The organism is Nocardia sp. JCM 34519.1, assembly GCF_020361265.1.
Taxonomy (GTDB): Bacteria; Actinomycetota; Actinomycetes; order Mycobacteriales; family Mycobacteriaceae; genus Nocardia; species Nocardia arthritidis_A.
The window spans coordinates 214,697-236,022 of record NZ_JAIRBR010000012.1 but is presented as its reverse complement, the minus strand read 5'-3'; the positions used below and the strand labels follow the sequence as shown (position 1 = coordinate 236,022).

The following is a 21,326-nucleotide window of genomic DNA, read 5'->3' as shown; positions in this document are numbered from 1 at the left end:
GCTCACTGCTTGGCCCCCTTCGCATCCGCGGCGGCGTTGTCCAGGATCCGCGGCAGGTCGCCGACGAATTCGTCCACCTGGGTTTCGGTGAGCACCAACGGCGGCGCGAGCCGAATCACATTGGGCTTGGGCGCATTCACCAGATATCCCGCCTCCCGCGCCTGCGCCTCGACCTGTGCCGACACCTCGTCGGCGAGCACGATGCCGAGCAGCAGGCCCGCACCGCGCACATGATCGACGAGCGGATGCCCGAGCTGTTCGATCCCGTCGGTCAGCCGCTTGCCCACCGATTCGACGTGCGCGAGCAGCCCCTCCTCATCGATCGTCCGCAGCACCGCGTTGGCGGCGGCCGCGCAGACCGGATTACCGCCGAAGGTGGTGCCGTGCAGACCCGGGGTGAGCAGTTGCGCGGCGGGCCCGGTGGCGAGCACCGCGCCGATCGGCAGGCCGCCGCCCAAACCCTTGGCCAGCGTGATCACGTCGGGGGTGATGCCGAATGCCTGGTGCGCGTAGAACTTTCCGGTCCGGCCGATACCGGTCTGCACCTCGTCGAGCACCAGCAGCGCGCCGTGCCGTGCGGTGATCTCACGCGCCCGGACCAGATAGTCGGTCGGCGGGACGACGACACCGCTCTCGCCGAGGATCGGTTCCAGGAAGACGGCGGCGGTGTCCTCGTCGACCGCCGCGGCCAGCGCGTCGGCGTCGCCGAACGGGACGTGCACGACGCCGGGCGGCATGGGTGCGAACGGTTCCCGCTTGGCCGGTTGCCCGGTGAGTGCGAGCGAACCCATGGTCCGGCCGTGGAATGCCTCGGCGCAGGCGATGATCTTGGGCCGTCCGCTGAGCCGCGCGATCTTGAACGCGGCCTCGTTGGCCTCGGTGCCGGAATTGCAGAAGAACGCCCGGGTGCCGTGTTCCTCGTCGACGCCGAAGTGGGCGATCAGCCGCTCGGCCAATTCGACCGCGGGCTCGTTGACGTAGAAATTCGACACGTGCCCGAGCGTGCCGAGCTGTGCGGTGACCGCGGCCAGGATCGCCGGATGCGCGTGGCCGAGGCTGTTGACCGCGATGCCGCCGAGGAAGTCGACGTAGCGCTTGCCGTCCGCGTCGTGGACCACCGCACCCGCGCCGCGTACCAGCGCGAGCTTCGGCGTGCCGTAGTTGTTCATCATCGCGGCGGACCACCGCTGCTGCAGGTCTTCGACTTTGGTCATTTTTTCGTTCCGTCCAGCGACCCCGTGCCCTCGGGCGCGGGCGTCACCATCGTTCCGATTCCTTCTCCGGTGAACAGTTCGAGCAGGACCGAATGCGGCACCCGGCCGTCGATCACATGCGCGGTCGGCACGCCTGCCGATACCGCGCGCAGGCAGGCCTCCATCTTCGGCACCATGCCCGCGTCGAGGCGCGGCAGCAATTCGGCGAGCGCGCCGGTGTCGATGCGGGTGATCAGCGAGGAGCGGTCCGGCCATTCGGTGTACAGACCCTCGACATCGGTGAGCACCACCAGCTTTTCGGCGCCGATACCGGCGGCCAGCGCGGCGGCGGCGGTGTCGGCGTTGATGTTGTGCACCACGCCGTCGGCGTCGGGAGCGATGGTCGAGACGACCGGAATGCGGCCTGCCCCAATGAGATCCAGCACCGCGGCGGCGTTCACCTCGGTGACGTCGCCGACCAGGCCGATATCGGTGGGCTCACCGTCGACGTCGACGGTGCGGCGGGTCGCGGTGAACAGGCGCGCGTCCTCGCCGGAGATGCCGACCGCGTACGGACCGTGCGCGTTGATCAGCCCGACCAGCTCCCGGCCGACCTGACCGAACAGCACCATCCGCACCACGTCCATCACCTCGGGTGTCGTCACCCGGAAGCCGCCGCGGAATTCCCCTTGCAGGCCGAGCTTTTTCAGCATGGCGCTGATCTGCGGGCCGCCGCCGTGCACCACCACCGGATGCACGCCGACGGTGCGCAGGAAGGCCATATCCGCGGCGAAGGCGCGCTTGAGCTCGTCGTCGACCATGGCGTTGCCGCCGTACTTCACCACGACGATCTTGTCGTGGAATTTGCGCAGCCACGGCAGCGCATCGGCCAGCACATGCGCCTTGTCGAGTGCGGAAAGATCCCGCACCGCATCACTTGTCATGAGCTGTACGCCGAATTCTCTTCGACGTAGCCGTGCGAGAGGTCGGTGGTGCGGATCATCGCCGACGCCGCACCGACATTCAGATCGATCCGCACATCGATATCGGCGCCGGACAGGTCCACCTCGCGGGCGCCCGGCACCCCGACGCTGTCGACGCAGACCGGATTTCCGTTGAACGACACCGCGATCCGGTCCGGATCGAGGGTGACCGGTGCCATCCCGACCGCGGCGAGCACCCGGCCCCAGTTCGGATCCGAGCCGAACAGCGCGGTTTTCACCAGGCTGTCGCGGGCGACGCAGCGCGCGGTGGCGACGGCCTCGTCCTCGGTGTGCGCGCCCGTGACGGTGATCCGCACCCGTTTGGTGACGCCCTCCGCGTCGGCCATCAGCTGGGCGGCCAGATCGTCGCAGACCGCGAGCACGGCGGCGTCGAGTTCGTCCTGGGTCGGCGTGACCTCGCTGGCGCCGTTGGCCAGCAGCAGCACCGTGTCGTTGGTGGAGCAGGAGCCGTCGACGTCGAGGCGGTCGAAGGTCCGCTTGGTCGCGTTGCGCAGGGCGCGATCGAGCTGTTCGGGAGTGGCCGCGGCGTCGGTGGTCAGCACCACCAGCATGGTGGCCAGCGACGGGGCGAGCATGCCCGCGCCCTTCGCCATCCCGCCGACGTTCCACTTGGCGCGGTGGTGGAAGGCCGATTCCTTGGGCACGGTGTCGGTGGTCATGATCGCGTGCGCCGCGTCCAGTCCGCCGGACAGGCCGCCGCCCATCTCGTGCACGATCTCGGTGACGGCCGGGATCAGCTTGTCCATCGGCAGCCGGTCACCGATCAAACCCGTTGAGCAGACCGCGATTTCGCCCGCGCCGGTCTCGGTGCCCCAGTTGCTCAGCGCCTTCGCGAGCTCCTCGGCGGTGCGGTGGGTGTCCTGGAAGCCGAGCGGACCGGTACAGGCGTTGGCGCCACCGGAATTCAGGATCACCGCGCGCAGACGGCCGCCGCTGAGCACCTGCCGCGACCACAGCACCGGCGCGGCCTGCACCTTGTTGCTGGTGAATACGCCGGCCGCCGCGTATTCCGGACCCTCGTTGAAAACCAGTGCGAGATCCGGTTTTCCGCTCTTCTTGATCCCCGCCGCGATACCCGCCGCGCGGAAGCCGAGCGGTGCGGTGACGCCCTGCGTCCGTACCAGCTTTCCGTCCGGGATCTCAGTTGTCGTCACGGTGCCACTCCTACGGTGGAAAGTCCTGCGGTCTCGTCGAATCCGACGGCCAGGTTCATGGATTGCACCGCGGCGCCCGCGGTGCCCTTGGTCAGGTTGTCGATCGCGCCGATCACCACCAGCTGCCCGGCGTCGGCATCCACCGCGACCTGCAGCGTGACGGCATTGCCGCCGAGCACCGAACCGGTCTGCGGCAGTTGACCTTCCGGCAGCAGATGCACGAAAGGTTCATCGGCGTAAGCCTTTTCGTAGACGGCGCGGGCCTGCGCGGCGTCCACCGTCGTCCTGGCGGTGCACGTGGCCAGAATGCCCCGCGGCATCGGCGCCAAAACCGGGGTGAAGGATACGGCGACCTCGGCGCCGCCCGCGGCCTTCAGGTTCTGCGCGATCTCCGGGGTGTGCCGGTGCGCCCCCGCGATGTTGTACGCGCGGGCCGAACCCATCACCTCCGAGCCGAGCAGGCCGATATCGAGTTTGCGGCCCGCGCCCGAGGTTCCGCTCACCGCGACCACCGTCACCGCCGGTTCGACGATGCCCGCCGCGACGGCGGGGGCCATGGCGAGGCTGGCGACGGTGGGATAGCAACCGGGAACCGCGATTCGCTTGGCGCCCTTCAGCTTTGCCCGGCCGCCGGGTAGTTCGGGTAGGCCGTACGGCCAGCTGCCCGCATGGTCGCTGCCGTAGTACTTCCGCCACGCCGCGGGATCGGTGAGCCGGAAGTCGGCGCCGCAATCGATGATCACGGTCGAATCCGGTAGCTGTGCGGCGATGGCGGCGGACTGGCCGTGCGGCAGTCCCAGGAAAACCACGTCGTGCCCGGCCAATTCCTCGGCGGTGGTCGGGGCCAGCACCCGGTCGGCCAGCGGCAGCAGGTGCGGCTGCAGCTCACCGAGCGCGGTTCCGGCATTCGACCCGGCGGTCAGCGCCCCGATGACGAGGCGGCCCGCGCGGTAGGCGGGGTGACCGAGCAGCAGGCGCAGCACCTCACCGCCCGCGTATCCGCTCGCACCGGCCACCGCGACCCGCAGCGCGGGTCCGTCCGAGATATCAACCATGTGATGATTATGCACGACTATGCAAGCTCATTCACGGTTGGGTGTGACTGGGGAGCGAATCTACGCTACGATTAGAACATGCGTTCGAACAGACGCTTCGAGGAGCAGCTTGCCGCCCTGGAGGGAGCGGTCGCCGGACTGCGTGGGCTCGACCTCACACCCGCGACCGAGGATGAACTGGCCGAGCTGCTGCGCCGCGTCGAATCGGCGGCCCGGGCACTCGCCGTAGTGATTGCCCGGGTAGCCGATCGACTTCGGCAGTTGCGGGCGAGGTAGCGATGCTTTCGCGCCTCGCTCCGGCCGGGGCTCGGGCGATGAACGAGCGCGATGGCGTCGATTCGGTGGTTCGGGCGCTCCCCGGGGTTGATCGCCCGAACCACCGATCGACTTCATCGCTCGCAGGACGGTTTCGCACCGGTTTTAGCGCATAGGATCCGCGTGTAATTGCTTGCGCGGCAAGCTGATCGCTGTGCGCGCACTCAGCGCAGTTCCGCCGGATCGATACCGAGCAGTTGGTGCAGTCCGTCCTCCCCTGCCGGGGTGACGCGGATGGCCCGGCCCGAACCGATCCGTTTGATCCAGTCCAACTCGCGCAGGCGGCGGCAGACCTGAGCGCCCGCCAGGCCGCCGAGGTGGGTGCGGCGTTCGGTCCAGTCCAGACAGGGGCGCGCCAGCGGTCGCCGGGTGCCGCGCAGCACCTCCGGATCGATGCCGAGCGGGCCGGTCAGAAAGGCCATTCCGCTCCCGGTCAAGGCGAAACCGTTTGCGGCATCCAGGAATTCGCGCTCGGTCAGCGCATCGGCGATGGCGACGCCGAGCCGGCCCGCCAGATGGTCGTAACAGGTGCGGCCGCGGGCCATGGTCGCGGCGACGGTGGCCGATTTCAGGTTCCGCACCTCCTCGCGCGGGGGTCCGACATAGGCGGCGAGCGCCTCCAACAGCTCGGCCACCCGCGAATTCGCCAGCTGCACATAGCGGTGTCTGCCCTGGCGGCGCTCGATGAGCAGACCGCCCGCGAGCAGCCGGTTCAGATGTTCGGTCGCGGTGGACGGCGCGACACCCGCATGCCTGGCCAACTCGCCCGCGGTCCAGGCGCGGCCGTCGATCATGGCCAGGCACATCCCGGCGCGGGTGCGGTCGGCCAGCAGCGCGGCCAGTGCGGCAAGGTCGGCTCCTCTGGTATCCACCCCACCATGATGGTGCGCCGACATTTCGGCGGTCGACGAAATATCCGGTGATTACCGTCGCCACATGAATACTGTGCTCACCGATCCCGACCAGGTGCGCGCCGCGCTCGCGCAGGCGCCCGTCCCGCACGCTCCGCAGGGTCGCCATCCCATCGGAATGGCCTGGTTACGGGCCAACGTCCCCCGGTTCTGCGACGGCGCGGACCATGCGCGCCGCCGCGCCCTGGTGCTGGCCGAACTCGCCCGGCTCGCGCCCGCCGACCTGCGCGATCGGGTGCTGACCGCGGCCGGGCCGCTGCCGCATGTGACGGCGCTCGCCGAAGCCATGGGGCTGCAAGGCATTTCGGCCGAATCCGTGGAATTGGTTGCCGCGCACTACCATCCGCACGAGCCGGACAGCGCGGCGGCCGATGCCGCCGTGGCCGAACTGGTCGCCGCCTGCGGTGGCGTCGCCGACGAGATCACCGCGGCCCGGATCTGTGTGCTGGTCCAGAGTTGCGCCGCGACAAACGGATTGGTCGCCAACGTGCGGGCCCGCGGCGGCTCGGAACCGGCCGTGGAACGGATCGAGCAGACCATGCGCGACGATCCGCCGCTGCGGGTGACCCGGCGCGTCATCGACGGCGAACTCGTCGAACTCGATATGCGCCATCCCGGGCTCGGCTGGGGCGCCGGACCGCACGCCTGCCCGGGCCGCGAACACGCCACCGCGCTCGCCACCGGAATCCTGGCACGGGACGGGTCCTGAAAAAGATTTCGCGGCGGTGTCGATTCCCGCGGTGCGCGTTCGTGTAGGAGATGAGGCCGATCGACGGGATCGGCGCCTACCGAAGGAGTAATGATGAGCACTGTCACCGACCCGAGGAGCGGCATGAAACAGTACCTGCTCGGCATCTATCAGCCCGAGGGCGCGACGCCGCCGGACAATCTGGACGAGATCATGCGCGAGGTCGACGCGTTCAACGCGGATCTGCGCGCAGCGGGCAAATGGGTATTCGCCGCGGGCCTGCACGGGCCGGATACCGCGACCGTGCTGCGCGCGAACAGCGGCGAGGTCCTGGTGACCGACGGCCCGTATCTGGAGTCGAAGGAGTACATCGCCGGGTTCAGCATCATCCGCGCCGAGGACCTCGACGAGGCGCTGACCTGGGGACGCCGCCTCGCCACCATCCTCGGCGCGCTGCCGGTAGAGGTCCGGCCGCTGGTCGACGAGTAGATGACTCCCGCTGCACACGCGGTGATCCGCGACGTGTTCGCCGAACACTACGGCCGCGCGGTCGCCGGCCTCACCCGCGTCCTCGGCGATATCGGCCTCGCCGAGGACGCGGTGCAGGATGCGTTCGCCACGGCGGTGCTGCGCTGGCCGAGCGAGGGTGTGCCGCCGAGTCCACCCGGCTGGATCTTCACCACCGCGCGCAACCGGGCCATCGACCGGCTGCGCCGGGAGGCGGCGCGCAAGGACAAATACGCGCAGGCGGCGCTGCTGCGGATATCCGGCGAACCCGACGACACCGGCGCGGTGCGCGACGACCGGCTGCGGCTCATCTTCACCTGCTGCCATCCGGCGCTGGCACGAAATGCCCAGGTGGCCTTGACTTTACGGCTACTCGGCGGCCTCACGACCGCCGAGATCGCCCGCGGCTTCCTGGCCGCCGAGCCGACGATCGCCCAGCGGATCGTGCGGGCCAAGAACAAGATCCGCCACGCCGGAATCCCATACCGGGTACCGACGGATGCCGAACTGCCCGACCGGCTTTCGGCGGTGCTCGCGGTGATCTACCTGATCTTCACCGAGGGGCACACCGCGTCGTCGGGTGCGCGGCTGACGCGGGCGGATCTGTGCACGGAAGCCATCCGGCTCGCCAGAGCGCTGACCGAGCTGATGCCCGACGAACCCGAGGTGCGCGGTCTGCTCGCGCTGCTGTTGCTCACCGAATCACGCAGGGCCGCGCGAACTTCCGCCGACGGTGCACTGATCCCGCTCCCCGACCAGGACCGCGGGCTGTGGGACCGCACCCTGATCGCCGAGGGCCATGCGCTCGTGCTGGAATGTCTGCGGCGCAATCGACCGGGACCGTATCAGATTCAAGCGGCGATCAATGCGGTGCACACCGACGCGGCCGATACCGCGAGCACCGATTGGGCGCAGATCCTCGCCCTCTACGACCAATTGCTCACGCTGACACCGAATCCGATCGTCGCATTGAATCGCGTCGTGGTCGTAGCGGAGATATCCGGACCGGAAATCGCGCTGGCGCAACTCGATTCGATCGAATTGCCGAATCACCATCTGTTCCACGGTATTCGCGCGGATCTGCTGCGCAGGCTCGGCCGCGAGGCCGAAGCGATCGCGGCATACGATGCCGCCATCGAACGGACGGCAAACGACGCCGAACGAGAATTCCTGCTGCGCCGCCGCAATTCCGGCGCCTCCGATATCCGCTGAGCCCACACCCGGCTTCGTTTTCGTCGCTAGCATGGGACCTATGCGGCGGAATCAGAGGTAGCTCTGTGTTCGAGAAATTCACCGATCGGGCCCGGCGAGTCGTCGTACTCGCCGCGGAAGAGGCGCGCCGACTCGCCCACGACCACATCGGGGCGGAACATCTGCTGGTCGCCTGCCTGCGGGAATCCGGCGAGGACACCGCATCCCCGATCGGCAGGCTGCTCACCCAGGTCGATCTGACGCCGACGGCGGCGATCGCACTGATCGATTTGACCCCCGGATCGGCGAAAAACGCTGAGATCGGCCATATTCCGTTCGACGACGAGGCGAAGGCGGCGCTGGAGGCGTCACTGCGGGAAGCCATCCAGATGGGCGCCGAGAGCATCGCGCCCGGACATATCCTGCTCGGCGTGCTGCGCGCCGCCTCGACCACGGAGGGGTCACGGGCCCGCATCGCCATCGCCGATCTCGGCATCTCCGGCGCGCTGCTGCGCAACTATCTCGGACGCCGCGAACCGGGGCTGGCGGCGCGGACCATGAAATCCATCGCGCTGGCGAAACTCAAAGCGTCCCAGGGTGATAGCACACACGTCCGCACCGAGCACCTGCTCTGGGCGTTGCTCGCCAGCGATCCGGAACTGTTCGACCGAGTACTCGAACCGCTCGGCGTCACCCGTGAGCGGCTCACCGCCGAGGTACAGCGCCTCGTCGATCCGTATCCGGACCCCTATCCCGACCCATACCCCCATCCGGAGCCGTATCCGGAGCCCTATCCGAATCCGTACCCGGATCCCTACCCGCCGCCTCCGGAACCGAATCCGGAGCCCGGCGAGTAGGTCGCGATTCGGCTCAGCTCGCCACGCTGTCGAAAGTGCCCGGTTCGTATGACCCGCCCTTTGTCCGGGTGATCACCAGGAGCCGATTGGCGGCGTTGATCATGGCGACCAGATAGACCAGCGCGGCGACCTGATCGTCGTCGTAGTGCTTACGCACCTGAGCCCAGGTCTCATCGGACACACCATGATTGGCGTCGGCGAGCCGGGTGCCCTCCTCGGCGAGTGCCAAGGCGGCGCATTCGGCCTCGGTGAATACGGTCGACTCGCGCCAGGCGGCGACCAGATTGATCCGCACCGGCGGCTCGCCCGCGGCCGCCAGTTCCTTGCTGTGGGCGTCGACGCAGTAACCGCAGCCGTTGATCTGGCTGGCGCGCAACTCCACCAACTCCTGCAGCGACTTCGGCAGCGACGACCCCATGATCGCCATGCTGGTATTGGCGAACCGCTTGCCGATCTTGGCGCCGAACTCGTTGCCGTTCAGGTCGAAACGGGGTTCCATCATCGAATTCCTCACTCGGGTTACTGAATTGAACGACCAAGAGACGACCGTGACCGGATCCGCATAACGGCATCATCGTGTGACGAGCGCCACTACACCGCCGGTGTTACGAAATAGGGCGAACCGGCGTCTGGTGAGGTGATATCCGCAAGCGAAGACAGGAGTCACCCATGGCCGCAACAGTGCCCGAGGACCGCGGCGATCGACCGGACCCGGCCACCCAGGCCTTCATCGCCCACCGCAATCTCCTGTTCACCGTCGCCTACGAAATGCTCGGCTCGGCCGCCGACGCCGAGGACGTACTCCAGGAAACCTGGCTGCGGTGGACCGGCGTCGACCTCGACACGGTCCAGGATCAGCGCGCGTATCTTATTCGGATCACCACTCGCCAGGCGCTCGACCGGCTGCGCTCACTCGGCCGCCGCCGCGAATCCTATGTCGGCCCTTGGCTGCCCGAACCGCTGCGCACCGCCCCCGATGTGGCCGAGGATGTCGAGCTGGCCGAAAGCATCTCCGTGGCAATGCTTCTGGTGCTGGAAACGCTCGCACCGATCGAGCGGGCGGTATTCGTGCTGCGCGAGGTCTTCGATCTGGGCTACGAAGAGATCGCCGCCGCCGTCGACCGGACTCCCACCGCGGTGCGCCAACTCGCGTACCGGGCGAGGGCGCATGTCGCCGCGCGTCGCCCACGCGGCGCGGTCTCCGCGGCCGAAACCCGAACCGCCATCGCAGCTTTCCAGCGCGCGATCGAAACCGGCGACCTACAGAATCTGCTCGATGTGCTGGCGCCCGACGTGGTCCTGCTGACCGATGGTGGTGGCGTCGTACAAGCCGCACTGGAGCCGATCGTGGGAGCCGATCCGGTGGCCCGAGTGGTCGGCCGGATCGCGGGCACCGCACTGCTGCGGGCCGAGCAGATCAACGGTCATCCGGCCCTCGTCGTGCGGATCGATGGCCGAGTCGACACCATTCTGACCGTTCGGATCGACGACGGGCTCGTCAGCGGACTGTACGCGGTTCGCAACCCCGCCAAGCTTTCCCGGACGGAGCGAGAGACCGCGCTGCACCGTCTCGTACACTGAACCTGTTGCGGCAGTAGCGAATTCGTAGGCCGTTAGTTGAAATTCGCCCTGCGGTCAAGCGGCCGAACGCACTCACCGAGCGCAGTCACCCGGCGATCGGTCGAGGAGGAAATCGCCCGCGCGGGCGATGACCTCGGCGCGGGTGCGGCCGGGGTGGTCGGCGGCCAGGAAATGGCTGCCGATGGCGGCGCAGAAGGCGAGCAGGCTGCGCGCCTCGACCTCGTCGGGGTCGGTGCAGATGGTGCCGATCGCGTCGCGGAGCAACTGCATGCGCCGGTTGTCGACGCGGCGCAGGCGTTCGGCGACGGCCGGGTCGCGGCGGGCCCAGTCGCGGATGGCCAGGTCGATGGGGAGCAGGCGGTCGCCGGAGAAGGTGAGTTTGCCTGCCAACCGCGCCCGGTCCAGCACGTCGCCGCCCGCCTGTTCGAGGCGGGCGATGACATCATCGGTGCTCTCCCGCTCCCACACGTCGAGCATCGCGGTGAGCAGCGCGTCGCGGTCGGCGAAGTAGCCGTAGAACCCGCCCTTCGTCACGCCGAGCGTCTTGGCCAACGCCTCGACCCGTACCGCGTCGACGCCGCCGTCGGCCAGTGCCCGCAGCCCCGCCTCGACCCATGCTTCGCGCGGTGTGCGCAGTGCGCCCATACGTGGTCCACCTCACTTCCCAAACCCGTTGTACGGGTTCGTATAACAGGTCTAACCTCAGGTTATACGTTACCGTATAGCTAAAGAGGGCAGTGACGACGATGAGACTCCCGGTAACCGAGCACACCGGCCGCCCGTGGCGGATCCACGAGATCGCACCCGACTTCCAGGTCTATGACGTGTGGTCGTTCCGCACCCCCGGCGCCGGGCCCGACGACTTCCCGGCCATGCTCGCCGCGCTGCGGGCAACCGGCGGGCCGAGCGATCAACCCCCGCTGGTCCGGTTGCTGTTCGCCGTGCGCTGGCGACTGGGCGCACTGTTCGGCTGGGACGGTCCGGATGCGGCCATCGGACGGCGAATTCCGGCACTGCGCGACCGGTTACCGCAGGACCTGCGCGCGACCACGGACGGCGGCCCGCTGCCGGACACCCCGTTCACCACCATGTACGAACTCCACGACGAAGCCGCCAACGAGATGGCGAATATGACGGTCCACACGGTCATGCACCTAGGTTGGGTTCCGGCCGCCGACGGTGAATACGAGCTCCGAATGGCGGTGCTGGTCAAACCGAATGGCCTGTTCGGACGGTTATATATGGCCGGGATCGGACCATTCCGATTCCTGATCGTCTACCCGGCCCTGACCCGCCAATGGGAACGCGCGTGGCTCAACCGCGGTCCCGCGTCCCGGAACGGGGCGGACCGATGATCAAGTGGGCAGGCGGACTCATCGTGTTGTTCGGCGCCGCGCACACGATCCTCGCCCTGACGTTCTTACGCGCAGCGCGCTATGCCGGAACGTGGTTCAGCGGCGGACTCTGGAGCGACGACCTCACCGCGATGACCCCGGCGAACAGCGCATACTGGTTGACGCTGAACAGCTTCGGCATACCGCTGGTGATCCTCGGCCTCGCCGTGCTGTGGCTGGACCGCCGCGGCATCACCCCACCCCCCTTCATCGCGTGGACGCTGGGAATCTGGACGATCACCGTCGCCGTGATCCTCACGCCGTCACCGTGGCCGATCCTGCTCATCGCCGATATCCTGCTGCTGATCGCCGCCCGCCGCGCCGCGCGCGCCGCCTGATCCTGTTGTACCGCAACATGTTCGGCCCCGGCGTATAGTCGGGCATCGACGCCGCACATCCGGGAGGCCGTTGTGACGCCGACGGAGAAGTTCGATTTCGGCGAGGTGCGGTGGGGCTCGGTCGAATGGACGAATCTCGGCACGCTGTACCTGCGGGCCTGCGAAAGCCGTTCGCCGCGGCCGATTCTCGGCGACAGTGCGGCCGCGGCGGCGGTGAACCGGATCGAATACGACTGGGCCAGAATGCACCGCTATATGCGACCGAGGTCGAACCAGTGGCTGGTCGCCCTGCGGGCCGCTCGGCTGGATCGGTGGAGCGCCGACTTCCTGGACCGCCATCCGGACGCCATCGTGCTGCACCTCGGCTGCGGCATGGATACCCGAGCGTTCCGGCTACGGCCGCCGCGGACCGTGCGGTGGTTCGATCTCGACCAGCCGAACGTCATCGCATTGCGGCGCAAGCTGTACGACGAGCGAGAAGGGTACCGGATGATCGGCTCCTCGGTGACGGATACCGCCTGGCTGGACGAGACTCCCGCCGATCGGCCCACCTTGATCATCGCCGAAGGTCTACTGATGTATCTGCCGCAGGCCGAGGTGCGCGCGCTGCTGCAACGCCTGACGGATCGGTTCGCCGAGGGAGAGATGCTGTTCGACACGCAGTCTCCGATCGGGGCGACTCTGACGAAGCTCTTCGCCAAGGGCATCGTCGAGTGGGGCATCCGCGACGCCCGCGAGTTGGCGCTGTGGAATCCGCGGCTCCGTTTCCTCGAGCAGACCTCGGCGATGGACGGCTGCGCGAAAATCCCCGCCACGCCTATGCGGCTCTTATATCAGCTGATGTACAGAACGCCCGCCAAGAGATACGACGTGCTGAACCGCTTCGCCTTCTGAAAACCTGCGGATCACCGGTTTCCGATCGCACCATAGCGAGATCCACTGTCGGGCGGGGAGTCGGCGACGCGGGATTCGTTACCGGCCAGTAGGTCCGATCCGATGCCAAAGGCCTTCGCCTACAATGGAATTCGCGCCGCCGGCCGCACGCCGACACCGGCGCCGCGACACCGGAAAAACCGAACTCGGAAGTAGCTTCCCCACCGGTTGACGGGCTTCGGGTGGAGGTTTAGCCTCCATCCGGTGAACAGTGCTCACCACTTGGTGATGGTGCGACCTGCCGTCCCGCTCGACACGGTCGCCGCCCGCCGCACCTCGCGGCACCGCACCCGCCGTCCCGCCTCGTGAACCAAAAGGCGATGCGCGGCAACGGAACATACGCGGAATTGTGAGCAACGAGCCATCCAGTCGGCCAGGCCGGTGCCTTGGAGAGAAGGACCTTCGAGTGTTCGAACGTATCGGAATCGTCAACCGGGGAGAGTCCGCGATGCGGCTCATCCGCGCGGTGCGGGAACTCGCCGCCGAGACCGCGACCCCGATCGAAACCGTCGCTTTATACACCGACGTGGACAGCACGGCCGCATTCGTGCGCCAGGCTGATATCGCCTACAACCTCGGCCCCGCGTCCGCGCGCCCCTATCTCGACCTGAACGCGCTGCGCCGTGCGCTGGTCGAGACGAAATGCGACGCCGCTTGGGTCGGTTGGGGTTTCGTCGCCGAAGACCCGGCGTTCGCGGAGCTGTGCGCCGAAATCGGCGTCACCTTCGTCGGACCCAGCGCCGAGGCCATGCGCAAACTCGGCGACAAGATCGGCGCCAAACTGATCGCCGAGGAGGTCGGCGTGCCGGTCGCCCCGTGGAGCCGGGGCGCGGTCGAAACCCTCGACGCCGCAAAGGCGGCCGCGGCCGAGATCGGTTATCCGTTGATGCTCAAGGCGACCGCGGGCGGCGGCGGTCGCGGCATCCGGGTGATCACCAGCGAGGCCGAACTGATCGACGCGTACGAACGCACCAGCCAGGAGGCCGCACGAGCCTTCGGCAGCGGCGTCGTATTCCTGGAACGCCTCGTCACCGGCGCGCGGCACGTCGAGGTGCAGGTGATCGCCGACGGCCAGGAAACCGCATGGGCGCTCGGCGTCCGGGACTGCTCGGTGCAGCGGCGCAACCAGAAGATCATCGAGGAGTCGGCCTCGCCGGTGCTCAGCGCCGAGCAGGCGGCCGAGCTGAAGGCGTCCGCGGAACGGCTCGCGCTCGCGGTCGGCTACCGCGGCGCGGCGACGGTGGAATTCCTCTACCACCCGGGTGAGCGGCAGTTCGCCTTCCTCGAGGTCAATACCCGCCTGCAGGTGGAACATCCGATCACCGAGTCGACCACCGGATTCGACCTGGTCAAGGCCCAGCTGTGGGTGGCGTCCGGCAACCGCTTGGAGGGCGAGCCGCCCGTCGAACGCGGGCATGCCGTCGAGGCCAGGCTCAACGCCGAGGATCCGGACCGCGATTTCGCGCCGGCGCCCGGCCGGATCGCCCGGCTGGTCATGCCCGCGGGGCCCGGTATCCGCGTCGACACCGGTGTCGGCGAGGGTGACACCATCCCGGCCGATTTCGACTCGATGATCGCGAAGATCATCGCCTACGGCCGCGACCGGACCGAGGCCCTGAGCAGGCTGCGCCAGGCCATGACCCAGACGACGGTCGTCATCGAGGGCGGCGTCACGAACAAGAGTTTCGTCCTCGACCTGCTCGACCAGCCCGAGATCATCGACGCCACCGCCGACACCGGCTGGATCGACCGCGCCCGCGCGGCGGGCAGGCTGATATCGCATCGGCACACCGCCGTCGCCCTCGCCGCCGCGGCCATCGAAACATATGAGGAGGCCGAGCGCGCGGAACAGCAGCGGCTGCTGACCACCGCGTTCGGTGGCCGCCCGCAGGTGCAGCACGACAGCGGCAGGCCGCTGGATCTGCAGCTGCGCGGCGTCGGCTATCGCGTGCGGGTCGCCAGGGTCGGCGCGAACCGGTTCCGGGTCGTCATCGAGGCGGGCGGCGAAATCCGCACGGCCGATATCGAATTGAACCGCTTCGATCGCAATACCGGGCAGATCATCGTCAACGGCACCCGGTACCGGCTGCTCACCAGCACCTTCGGCCCCATCCACCTGGTCGAGGTCGACGGTGTGACGCACCGGATCAACCGGGACGACGGCGGTGTCGTCCGCGCGCCCGCGCCCGCCCTCGTCGTCGCCACTCCGCTGGCGGTCGGCGCCGAGGTCGAGGCCGGTGCGCCGGTACTCGTCCTGGAGAGCATGAAGATGGAGACGGTGCTGCGTGCGCCGTTCGCCGCGCGCCTCAAGGAATCCCACGTATCGGTCGGCACCCAGGTCGAGACCGGCGCGCCGCTGCTGCGCCTGGAACCGCTCGCCACCGACGACGAGCAAGACCAGGCCGCCGCCGCGCCGGTCGAGCTGGATCTGCCCGCCGGCCCCGATTCCGTGCCCGCGGCGCAGCGGGCCCGGCAGGGTCAGGAGGATCTGCGCAGCCTGCTGCTCGGCTTCGACGTCGACCCGCACGACGAACGCCGGGTGCTCGACGACTATATCCTCGCGCGCCAGGTGCTCGGCGCGAACGGCGAGCGGACGCTCGCCGAGGAGCTCGAGCTCATCGACATCTTCACCGACCTCGCCGAGCTGAGCCACAACCGGCCCGCGGACGAACACGTCGGCGGCCATATCCACAGCGCCCGCGAATATTTCCACGTCTACCTGCAGAGCCTCGATGTCGACCGGGCCGGGCTGCCCGAATCGTTCCAGACGAAACTCGGCAACGCGCTGCGCCGTTACGGCGTCACCGAATTGCCGCGCTCGCCGGAGCTGGAGGCCGCGGTGTTCCGCATCTTCCTGGCGCAGCAGCGCGCGTCGGCACATGCCGCGCTGCTCGCCGCGCTGCTGCGCGAATGGCTGCGCGAGCCGGTGCCCGAGAAGTCCGTGCGCGAGCCCATCGGTCTGGCGCTGGCCCGGCTGGTCGCCGCCACCCAGGTGCGTTTCCCGGTCGTCGCCGACCTCGCCCGCGGGGTCGCCTACGCCTGGTTCGGTCAGCCGCTGCTGCGCCGCAACCGGGCCCGCGTCTACACCGACGTGCGTAGGCACCTGCGGCACTTGGATATTCAGCCCGACGCGGCCGACCGCGCGGAACGCATCGCCGAAATGGTGCGCAGCACCGAACCTCTCGTGCGCCTGCTCGGCCAGCGGTTGGCCCGGCCCGATCTGAACAGCGCCGTACTGCTCGAGGTGCTCACCCGCCGCTACTACGGCAACAAAGGCCTCACCAGCCTGCGCGCGAGCGAGATCTCCGGCTGCACCTTCGTCATCGCCGAACGCGCCGATTCGCTGGTGGTTTCGTGCGCGGTCGGCATGGCCGAACTCGGGGACGCGCTGCACGCGCTCACCGATCTGATCACCGTCGAACATCCGGTCGTCGTCGATATCTACCTGCGCTGGGAACAGCAGCCGGAGGATTTCGACGCGATGGCCGCCGCGCTGCACGAGGTGGTGCGATCGGTGCCGCTGCCCGAGCAGGTCGGCCGGGTCACCATCGCCGTCGCCGGAAGTAAGGCCGCGGTGATGCACCACCACTTCACCTTCCAGCCGTCCGATGCCGGATTCGCCGAGGATCGGCTGATCCGCGGCCTGCATCCCTACATCGCCCAGCGCATGCAGATGCAGCGGCTGAGCAAATTCGACCTCACCCGGGTCTCGTCCTCCGACGACGACGAGGTCTACCTGTTCCGCGCCGTCGCGAAGGACAACCCGTCCGACGACCGGCTCATCGCGTTCGCGCAGGTCCGTGATCTGACCGAGCTGCGCGATCACGACGGACAGCTGGTCGCGCTGCCGACCGCGGAGAACACGCTCGCCACCTGCCTCGACTCGATCCGGCGCGCGCAGTCGCAGCGGCCGACGGCAAAGCGGTTCAACACCAACAGGATCGTCGTGTACGTGTGGCCGCCGAGCGAGATCACCCGCGCGGAAATGGATATCATCGCCGCGCGCATCCTGCCGACCGCCGCGGGCGCGGGCCTGGAGGAGATCCAGTTCATCGCGCGCCAGCGGGACCGGAAAACCGGTGAGCTGCACAAGATTTCGGTGCACTTCCGGTTCGACCCCACCGGCGGCACCGAACTCGTGCTCGGCGAGCCGTCGACCGAGGAGATCGAACCGCTCGACGACTACCGGCTGAAGGTGCTGCGCGCCAGCATCCGCAATACCGTGTACCCGTACGAATTGACCGACCTGCTGGGCGAATTCGCCGAATACGACCTCGACGACAAGCACGCGCTGGTACCGGTGGACCGGCCGAAGGGCCGCAATTCCGCGGCGATCGTCGCGGGTGTCGTCACCACCGCGACCAGGCGGCATCCGGAGGGTGTCAGCAGGGTGGCGCTGCTCGGCGACCCGACGAAATCCCTTGGCGCGCTGTCGGAACCGGAGTGCCGCCGAATCATCGCCGCACTCGATCTCGCCGAGCGGTTGGGCGTGCCGCTGGAGTGGTACGCGCTCTCGTCCGGCGCCAGGATCTCCATGCAGTCGGGCACCGAGAATATGGACTGGGTGGCCGCCGCGCTGAAGCGCATCGTCGAATTCACCCAGGACGGTGGGGAGATCAATATCGTCGTCGCGGGCATCAACGTCGGGGCGCAGCCGTACTGGAACGCCGAGGCGACAATGCTCATGCACACCAAGGGCATTCTGGTGATGACGCCGGAATCGGCGATGGTGCTCACCGGTAAACAGGCGCTCGACTTCTCCGGCGGTGTTTCGGCCGAGGACAATTTCGGCATCGGCGGCTACGAGCGGGTCATGGGGCCGAACGGCCAGGCGCAGTACTGGGCGCCGAATTTGACCGCGGCACGCGACATTCTGATGTCGCACTACGAGCACACCTATGTGGTACCCGGCGAACAGGGTCCGCGCCGCGTCGCGACGACCGACCCCATCGACCGCGACATCTGTGACTACCCGCACCCGGTCGGGGACAGCGATTTCCGCACCGTCGGCGAAATCTTCTCCGCCACCGCGAATCCGGACCGCAAGAAGCCGTTCGACATCCGCACCGTCATGCGGGCGCTGGCCGATCAGGACCATCCCGTGCTGGAGCGCTGGGCGGGCATGGCCGACGCCGAGACCGCGGTGGTGCAGGATCTGCACCTCGGCGGTATTCCGGTGTGCGCGTTGGGGATCGAGTCGCGTCCGGTGGCCCGGCGCGGCTTCCCGCCCACCGACGGCCCCGACACCTACACCGCGGGCACGCTCTTCCCGCAGTCGTCGAAGAAGGCCGCGCGGGCGATCAACGCGGCCAGCGGCAACCGGCCGCTGGTGGTGCTGGCGAACCTGTCCGGCTTCGACGGATCGCCGGAGTCGCTGCGGAAGCTGCAGCTGGAGTACGGCGCCGAAATCGGCCGCGCCATCGTGAATTTCCGCGGACCCATCGTGTTCTGCGTCCTTTCGCGATACCACGGCGGCGCGTTCGTGGTGTTCTCCAAGACGCTCAACCCGGAGATGACGGTGCTCGCGGTGGAGGGTGCGTTCGCTTCGGTGCTCGGCGGCGCTCCGGCCGCGGCGGTGGTCTTCGCCGCCGACGTGGCCGCCCGTACCGCATCCGATCCACGGGTGCGCGATCTGGAGGCCCGCGCCGCGGCCGCCGCCGGCGCCGACCGGGCCGCGCTCACCGCCGAACTCGACGAGCTGCGAGCCTCGGTACGCACCGAGAAGCTCGCCGATGTGGCCGCCGAATTCGACCGCGTGCACAGCATTCAGCGCGCCGTCGAGGTCGGTTCGGTCGACGCCGTGGTCCGCGCCGCCGAATTGCGGCCGCGGATCATCGCCGCCATCGAGGCCAAGGCGGCGGACCGGACGATGACGCTGGTCTGATGTGTGATATCGGTTGGCCGTGCGGCAGCGTGCGGCCAACCGATTCAGTTCGGCCGCGTAATTCAGTCAGGCACAAAGGGGTTGGAACCGATGGCGACGACCAGGCGCGGATTGACCCGAGACCGGCTGGCCGCCATCGCTCACGAATACGTCTCGGAATACGGACTCGACGCGCTCACCATGCGCCGGCTGGCGGCCGCGGCGCAGGTGTCACCGGGCGCGCTGTACAAACATGTGCGCGACCGCAAGGATCTGCAACGGGCAATGGCCGACACGATTTTCGGCGCCGTCGACCTCGACGGCCTCGACACCGGTGACCCCGACGCGGGCCAGGTGATCGCATGCTGTGAGCGGATTCGCGCGGCAATGCTGCAATTCCGGGACGGCGGGCGCATCGTCGCCGGCTCGTATTCACCGTCCACCGCGACCGTGCGGGTATCGGCCACGCTGTTCGCCCTGCTGCGGGCCGTCACCGTGCCGGAATTCGACCCCGGCGAGATCGCGCTGGTATTGCGTTCCTACATAACGGGTTTCGTCATCGAGGAACAGGCCTATCTGGAACTGGTCGGCGCGGACGAATGGGACGATCTGGTGCACGGCATTTCGGCCGACGGCACCGCGCGGGCCGACGAATCCGGTGACATCATCGCCATCATGACCGGCGACCGCGACCGGCGCTTCACGGCTGGGCTGCACGCCGTGATGTCCGGCAAGGTTCGCGCGGAAGCGTCGCTATCCCGTTAGTGCTTGCGGACGACTCGTTCGCCCCGGCCCGGTTTCCAGATGGTGATGTCGAGGTGGTCATCGATCACCTCCACCGTGGACGCGCCGGTCAGGTCGGCCACGTAGAAGTGGTCGAACTCCTCGCCGCGGATATCGAATCCGGTTTCCTGGTAAAGGTTTTCGGCGAATCGTACGTGTAGGTCGCGGTCCGGGCGGTTGGTGACGGCGCCGAACAGTTTGGCGTCACCGTCGCCGACGTGGGTGTCGACGGTCGCGGTGTGCAGACAGAACCGCGGATCGCGGGCCAGATCGGCGAATTTGGTGGTGTTCGGCATGCCCCCGATCACCAGCATGCCCTCGAAGACGCGCGGCTCGATGGGGCTGATCCGCGGTGAACCGTCGGCGCGCACGGTGCCGAGCAGACACAGGTTGCCGGCGGCCTTGTGCCTGCGCTCGAAGATCGCGGCGATATGCGGCGCTTCCACGGTGAATTGGGTCCAGGTGGTCATGACCTCGACGGTAGCGCCGATACTGGACATCTTCTGTCAGGTTTTTCGAATAGGCTGGCCGATATGCGGGCGAGTCGATTGGTGCGGTTGCTGCTGCTGTTGCAGACGCGCGGCCGGACCACGGCCGCGCAGCTGGCCGCCGAACTGGAGGTTTCCGTGCGCACCGTCTACCGGGATATCGATGCGCTGTCGGAGGCGGGCGTCCCGGTCTACTGCGAACAGGGGCGCACGGGTGGCGTCCGGCTGGTCGACGGTTACCGGACCCGGCTCACCGGCCTGACCACCGAGGAGGCGGACGCCGTGCTGCTGGCCGGATTGCCCGGCGCGGCAGCGGATTTGGGCCTCGGCACGGTACTGGCCACCGCACAGCTCAAGGTGCTCGCCGCGCTGCCACCCGAATTGCGGGGCCGCGCAACGCGTATCGCGGACCGGGTGCATATCGACGCGCCGGGCTGGTTCCATCGGCCCGACGAGACACCCACCCTGGCCGTGGTGGCCGAAGCTCTGTGGCACGACCGCAGGCTCTCGATTCGCTACGGCCGCAAGGATAAAGAGGTGCGGCGCACGATCGACCCGCTCGGACTCGTCTTGAAAGCGGGCAACTGGTACCTGGTAGCCCGGCAGGACACCGATATCCGCTCGTACCGGGTGGGCCGGATCATCGAGGCCGTCCCGACAGACGAAATATTCACGCGGCCAGCGGATTTCGATCTCGCCGCGCACTGGGCCGTCGCGGCGGACGAATTCGCCCGGTCGATGTTGCGAGTGCGGGCCCGGATCCGCATCGCGCCAACCCATCTGCGGTTCCTCCGGCTGACCAACGATCCGGCGGCGGTCACCGCGGCACTGGCCACGACGACCGAGCCGGACGCCGAGGGCTGGGTGGAGGTCGTATTGCCTTCGGAATCGTATGAGGTACTGGCACATGGGATTCTGCCGCTGGGCGAGTACGCGGAGGTGCTGGACCCGCCGGAGTTGCGGGCCCGGCTCGCCGAAACCGCGGCCAGGATGCATTCGCGTTATTCACATTGACGATGGAGACTTATCGGCTGGCCGCGGCGATTATCAGCGGCCGACGTGGTGGCGGAC

20 protein-coding genes are annotated in these 21,326 nt (G+C 68.2%); 12 read left to right on the top strand and 8 right to left on the bottom strand.

What is annotated here, in order from left to right; translation table 11 throughout:
- Nucleotides 1-2: 2 nt before the first annotated feature.
- Genes LGY53_RS27385 through argC form a run of 4 tightly spaced genes read right to left on the bottom strand, consistent with a single transcriptional unit; the run spans nucleotide 3 to nucleotide 4,406 of the window.
- Nucleotides 3-1,214 carry an acetylornithine transaminase gene (locus tag LGY53_RS27385; RefSeq protein WP_225729582.1) on the bottom strand — a complete coding sequence of 404 codons (1,212 nt, stop codon included), beginning with the start codon at nucleotides 1,212-1,214 and terminating at the stop codon, nucleotides 3-5.
- Nucleotides 1,211-2,137 carry an acetylglutamate kinase gene (gene argB / locus LGY53_RS27380; RefSeq protein ID WP_225729581.1) on the bottom strand — a complete coding sequence of 309 codons (927 nt, stop codon included), beginning with the start codon at nucleotides 2,135-2,137 and terminating at the stop codon, nucleotides 1,211-1,213. The genes LGY53_RS27385 and argB overlap by 4 nt, the downstream gene beginning before the upstream one ends.
- Entirely contained in the window at nucleotides 2,134-3,351 is a 1,218-nt protein-coding gene (argJ, locus tag LGY53_RS27375; protein ID WP_225729580.1) for a bifunctional glutamate N-acetyltransferase/amino-acid acetyltransferase ArgJ, read from the bottom strand. The genes argB and argJ overlap by 4 nt, the downstream gene beginning before the upstream one ends.
- Complete coding sequence (gene argC, locus LGY53_RS27370) at nucleotides 3,348-4,406, bottom strand: N-acetyl-gamma-glutamyl-phosphate reductase (protein WP_225729579.1); 1,059 nt, start codon at nucleotides 4,404-4,406, stop codon at nucleotides 3,348-3,350. The genes argJ and argC overlap by 4 nt, the downstream gene beginning before the upstream one ends.
- 78 nt (nucleotides 4,407-4,484) lie before the next feature.
- On the opposite strand from argC, the gene LGY53_RS27365 reads away from it, so the two are divergent.
- On the top strand, nucleotides 4,485-4,682 hold the full coding sequence (locus tag LGY53_RS27365; protein WP_225729578.1) for a hypothetical protein: 198 nt from the start codon (nucleotides 4,485-4,487) through the stop codon (nucleotides 4,680-4,682).
- Between the two features lie 203 nt (nucleotides 4,683-4,885).
- On the opposite strand, the gene LGY53_RS27360 is transcribed toward LGY53_RS27365, so the two are convergent.
- The gene (locus LGY53_RS27360) at nucleotides 4,886-5,593 is read right to left on the bottom strand and encodes a helix-turn-helix transcriptional regulator (RefSeq protein ID WP_225729577.1); all 708 of its coding nucleotides are present in this window, start codon (nucleotides 5,591-5,593) and stop codon (nucleotides 4,886-4,888) included.
- Nucleotides 5,594-5,657: 64 nt separating this feature from the next.
- Here LGY53_RS27360 and LGY53_RS27355 point away from each other — a divergent pair, with 64 nt between their 5' ends.
- The 4 genes from LGY53_RS27355 to LGY53_RS27340 all read left to right on the top strand — a co-directional run bounded on the left by LGY53_RS27355 (nucleotide 5,658) and on the right by LGY53_RS27340 (nucleotide 8,875).
- Nucleotides 5,658-6,341 carry a cytochrome P450 gene (locus tag LGY53_RS27355; protein WP_225729576.1) on the top strand — a complete coding sequence of 228 codons (684 nt, stop codon included), beginning with the start codon at nucleotides 5,658-5,660 and terminating at the stop codon, nucleotides 6,339-6,341.
- 93 nt (nucleotides 6,342-6,434) lie between these two features.
- Complete coding sequence (locus tag LGY53_RS27350; RefSeq protein WP_374111241.1) at nucleotides 6,435-6,809, top strand: YciI family protein; 375 nt, start codon at nucleotides 6,435-6,437, stop codon at nucleotides 6,807-6,809.
- Entirely contained in the window at nucleotides 6,810-8,039 is a 1,230-nt protein-coding gene (locus tag LGY53_RS27345; RefSeq protein WP_225729575.1) for an RNA polymerase sigma factor, read from the top strand. It abuts the gene before it with no gap.
- Nucleotides 8,040-8,104: 65 nt separating this feature from the next.
- Nucleotides 8,105-8,875, top strand: a complete 771-nt coding sequence (locus LGY53_RS27340) for a Clp protease N-terminal domain-containing protein (RefSeq protein WP_225729574.1) — start codon at nucleotides 8,105-8,107, stop codon at nucleotides 8,873-8,875.
- A 13-nt stretch (nucleotides 8,876-8,888) separates the two neighbouring features.
- Here LGY53_RS27340 and LGY53_RS27335 read toward each other — a convergent pair whose 3' ends face one another.
- Complete coding sequence (locus LGY53_RS27335) at nucleotides 8,889-9,374, bottom strand: carboxymuconolactone decarboxylase family protein (RefSeq protein ID WP_225729638.1); 486 nt, start codon at nucleotides 9,372-9,374, stop codon at nucleotides 8,889-8,891.
- Between the two features lie 170 nt (nucleotides 9,375-9,544).
- Here LGY53_RS27335 and LGY53_RS27330 point away from each other — a divergent pair, with 170 nt between their 5' ends.
- Nucleotides 9,545-10,456 carry an RNA polymerase sigma-70 factor gene (locus tag LGY53_RS27330; protein ID WP_225729573.1) on the top strand — a complete coding sequence of 304 codons (912 nt, stop codon included), beginning with the start codon at nucleotides 9,545-9,547 and terminating at the stop codon, nucleotides 10,454-10,456.
- A gap of 72 nt (nucleotides 10,457-10,528) precedes the next feature.
- Here LGY53_RS27330 and LGY53_RS27325 read toward each other — a convergent pair whose 3' ends face one another.
- Complete coding sequence (locus LGY53_RS27325) at nucleotides 10,529-11,101, bottom strand: TetR/AcrR family transcriptional regulator (RefSeq protein ID WP_225729572.1); 573 nt, start codon at nucleotides 11,099-11,101, stop codon at nucleotides 10,529-10,531.
- A 101-nt stretch (nucleotides 11,102-11,202) separates the two neighbouring features.
- Between LGY53_RS27325 and LGY53_RS27320 the strand changes: the two genes are divergently transcribed.
- From LGY53_RS27320 to LGY53_RS27300, 5 genes are all read left to right on the top strand, one after another.
- Nucleotides 11,203-11,811: a DUF2867 domain-containing protein gene (locus LGY53_RS27320; RefSeq protein ID WP_225729571.1), complete on the top strand. Its 609-nt coding sequence runs from the start codon at nucleotides 11,203-11,205 to the stop codon at nucleotides 11,809-11,811.
- On the top strand, nucleotides 11,808-12,188 hold the full coding sequence (locus LGY53_RS27315; protein ID WP_225729570.1) for a DUF6463 family protein: 381 nt from the start codon (nucleotides 11,808-11,810) through the stop codon (nucleotides 12,186-12,188). Before LGY53_RS27320 ends, LGY53_RS27315 begins: the two co-directional genes overlap by 4 nt.
- 72 nt (nucleotides 12,189-12,260) lie before the next feature.
- Complete coding sequence (locus LGY53_RS27310) at nucleotides 12,261-13,082, top strand: class I SAM-dependent methyltransferase (protein WP_225729569.1); 822 nt, start codon at nucleotides 12,261-12,263, stop codon at nucleotides 13,080-13,082.
- Nucleotides 13,083-13,527: 445 nt separating this feature from the next.
- A complete protein-coding gene (locus LGY53_RS27305) occupies nucleotides 13,528-19,005 on the top strand; it encodes a carboxyl transferase domain-containing protein (protein WP_225729568.1) in 5,478 nt (1,825 codons plus the stop codon).
- 90 nt (nucleotides 19,006-19,095) lie between these two features.
- Entirely contained in the window at nucleotides 19,096-19,749 is a 654-nt protein-coding gene (locus tag LGY53_RS27300; protein ID WP_225729567.1) for a TetR/AcrR family transcriptional regulator, read from the top strand.
- Here the strand turns inward: LGY53_RS27300 and LGY53_RS27295 are convergent.
- The gene (locus LGY53_RS27295) at nucleotides 19,746-20,237 is read right to left on the bottom strand and encodes a pyridoxamine 5'-phosphate oxidase family protein (RefSeq protein ID WP_225729566.1); all 492 of its coding nucleotides are present in this window, start codon (nucleotides 20,235-20,237) and stop codon (nucleotides 19,746-19,748) included. The genes LGY53_RS27300 and LGY53_RS27295 overlap by 4 nt on opposite strands.
- A gap of 63 nt (nucleotides 20,238-20,300) precedes the next feature.
- Between LGY53_RS27295 and LGY53_RS27290 the strand changes: the two genes are divergently transcribed.
- Nucleotides 20,301-21,269: a YafY family protein gene (locus LGY53_RS27290; RefSeq protein ID WP_225729565.1), complete on the top strand. Its 969-nt coding sequence runs from the start codon at nucleotides 20,301-20,303 to the stop codon at nucleotides 21,267-21,269.
- Nucleotides 21,270-21,326 lie beyond the last annotated feature (57 nt).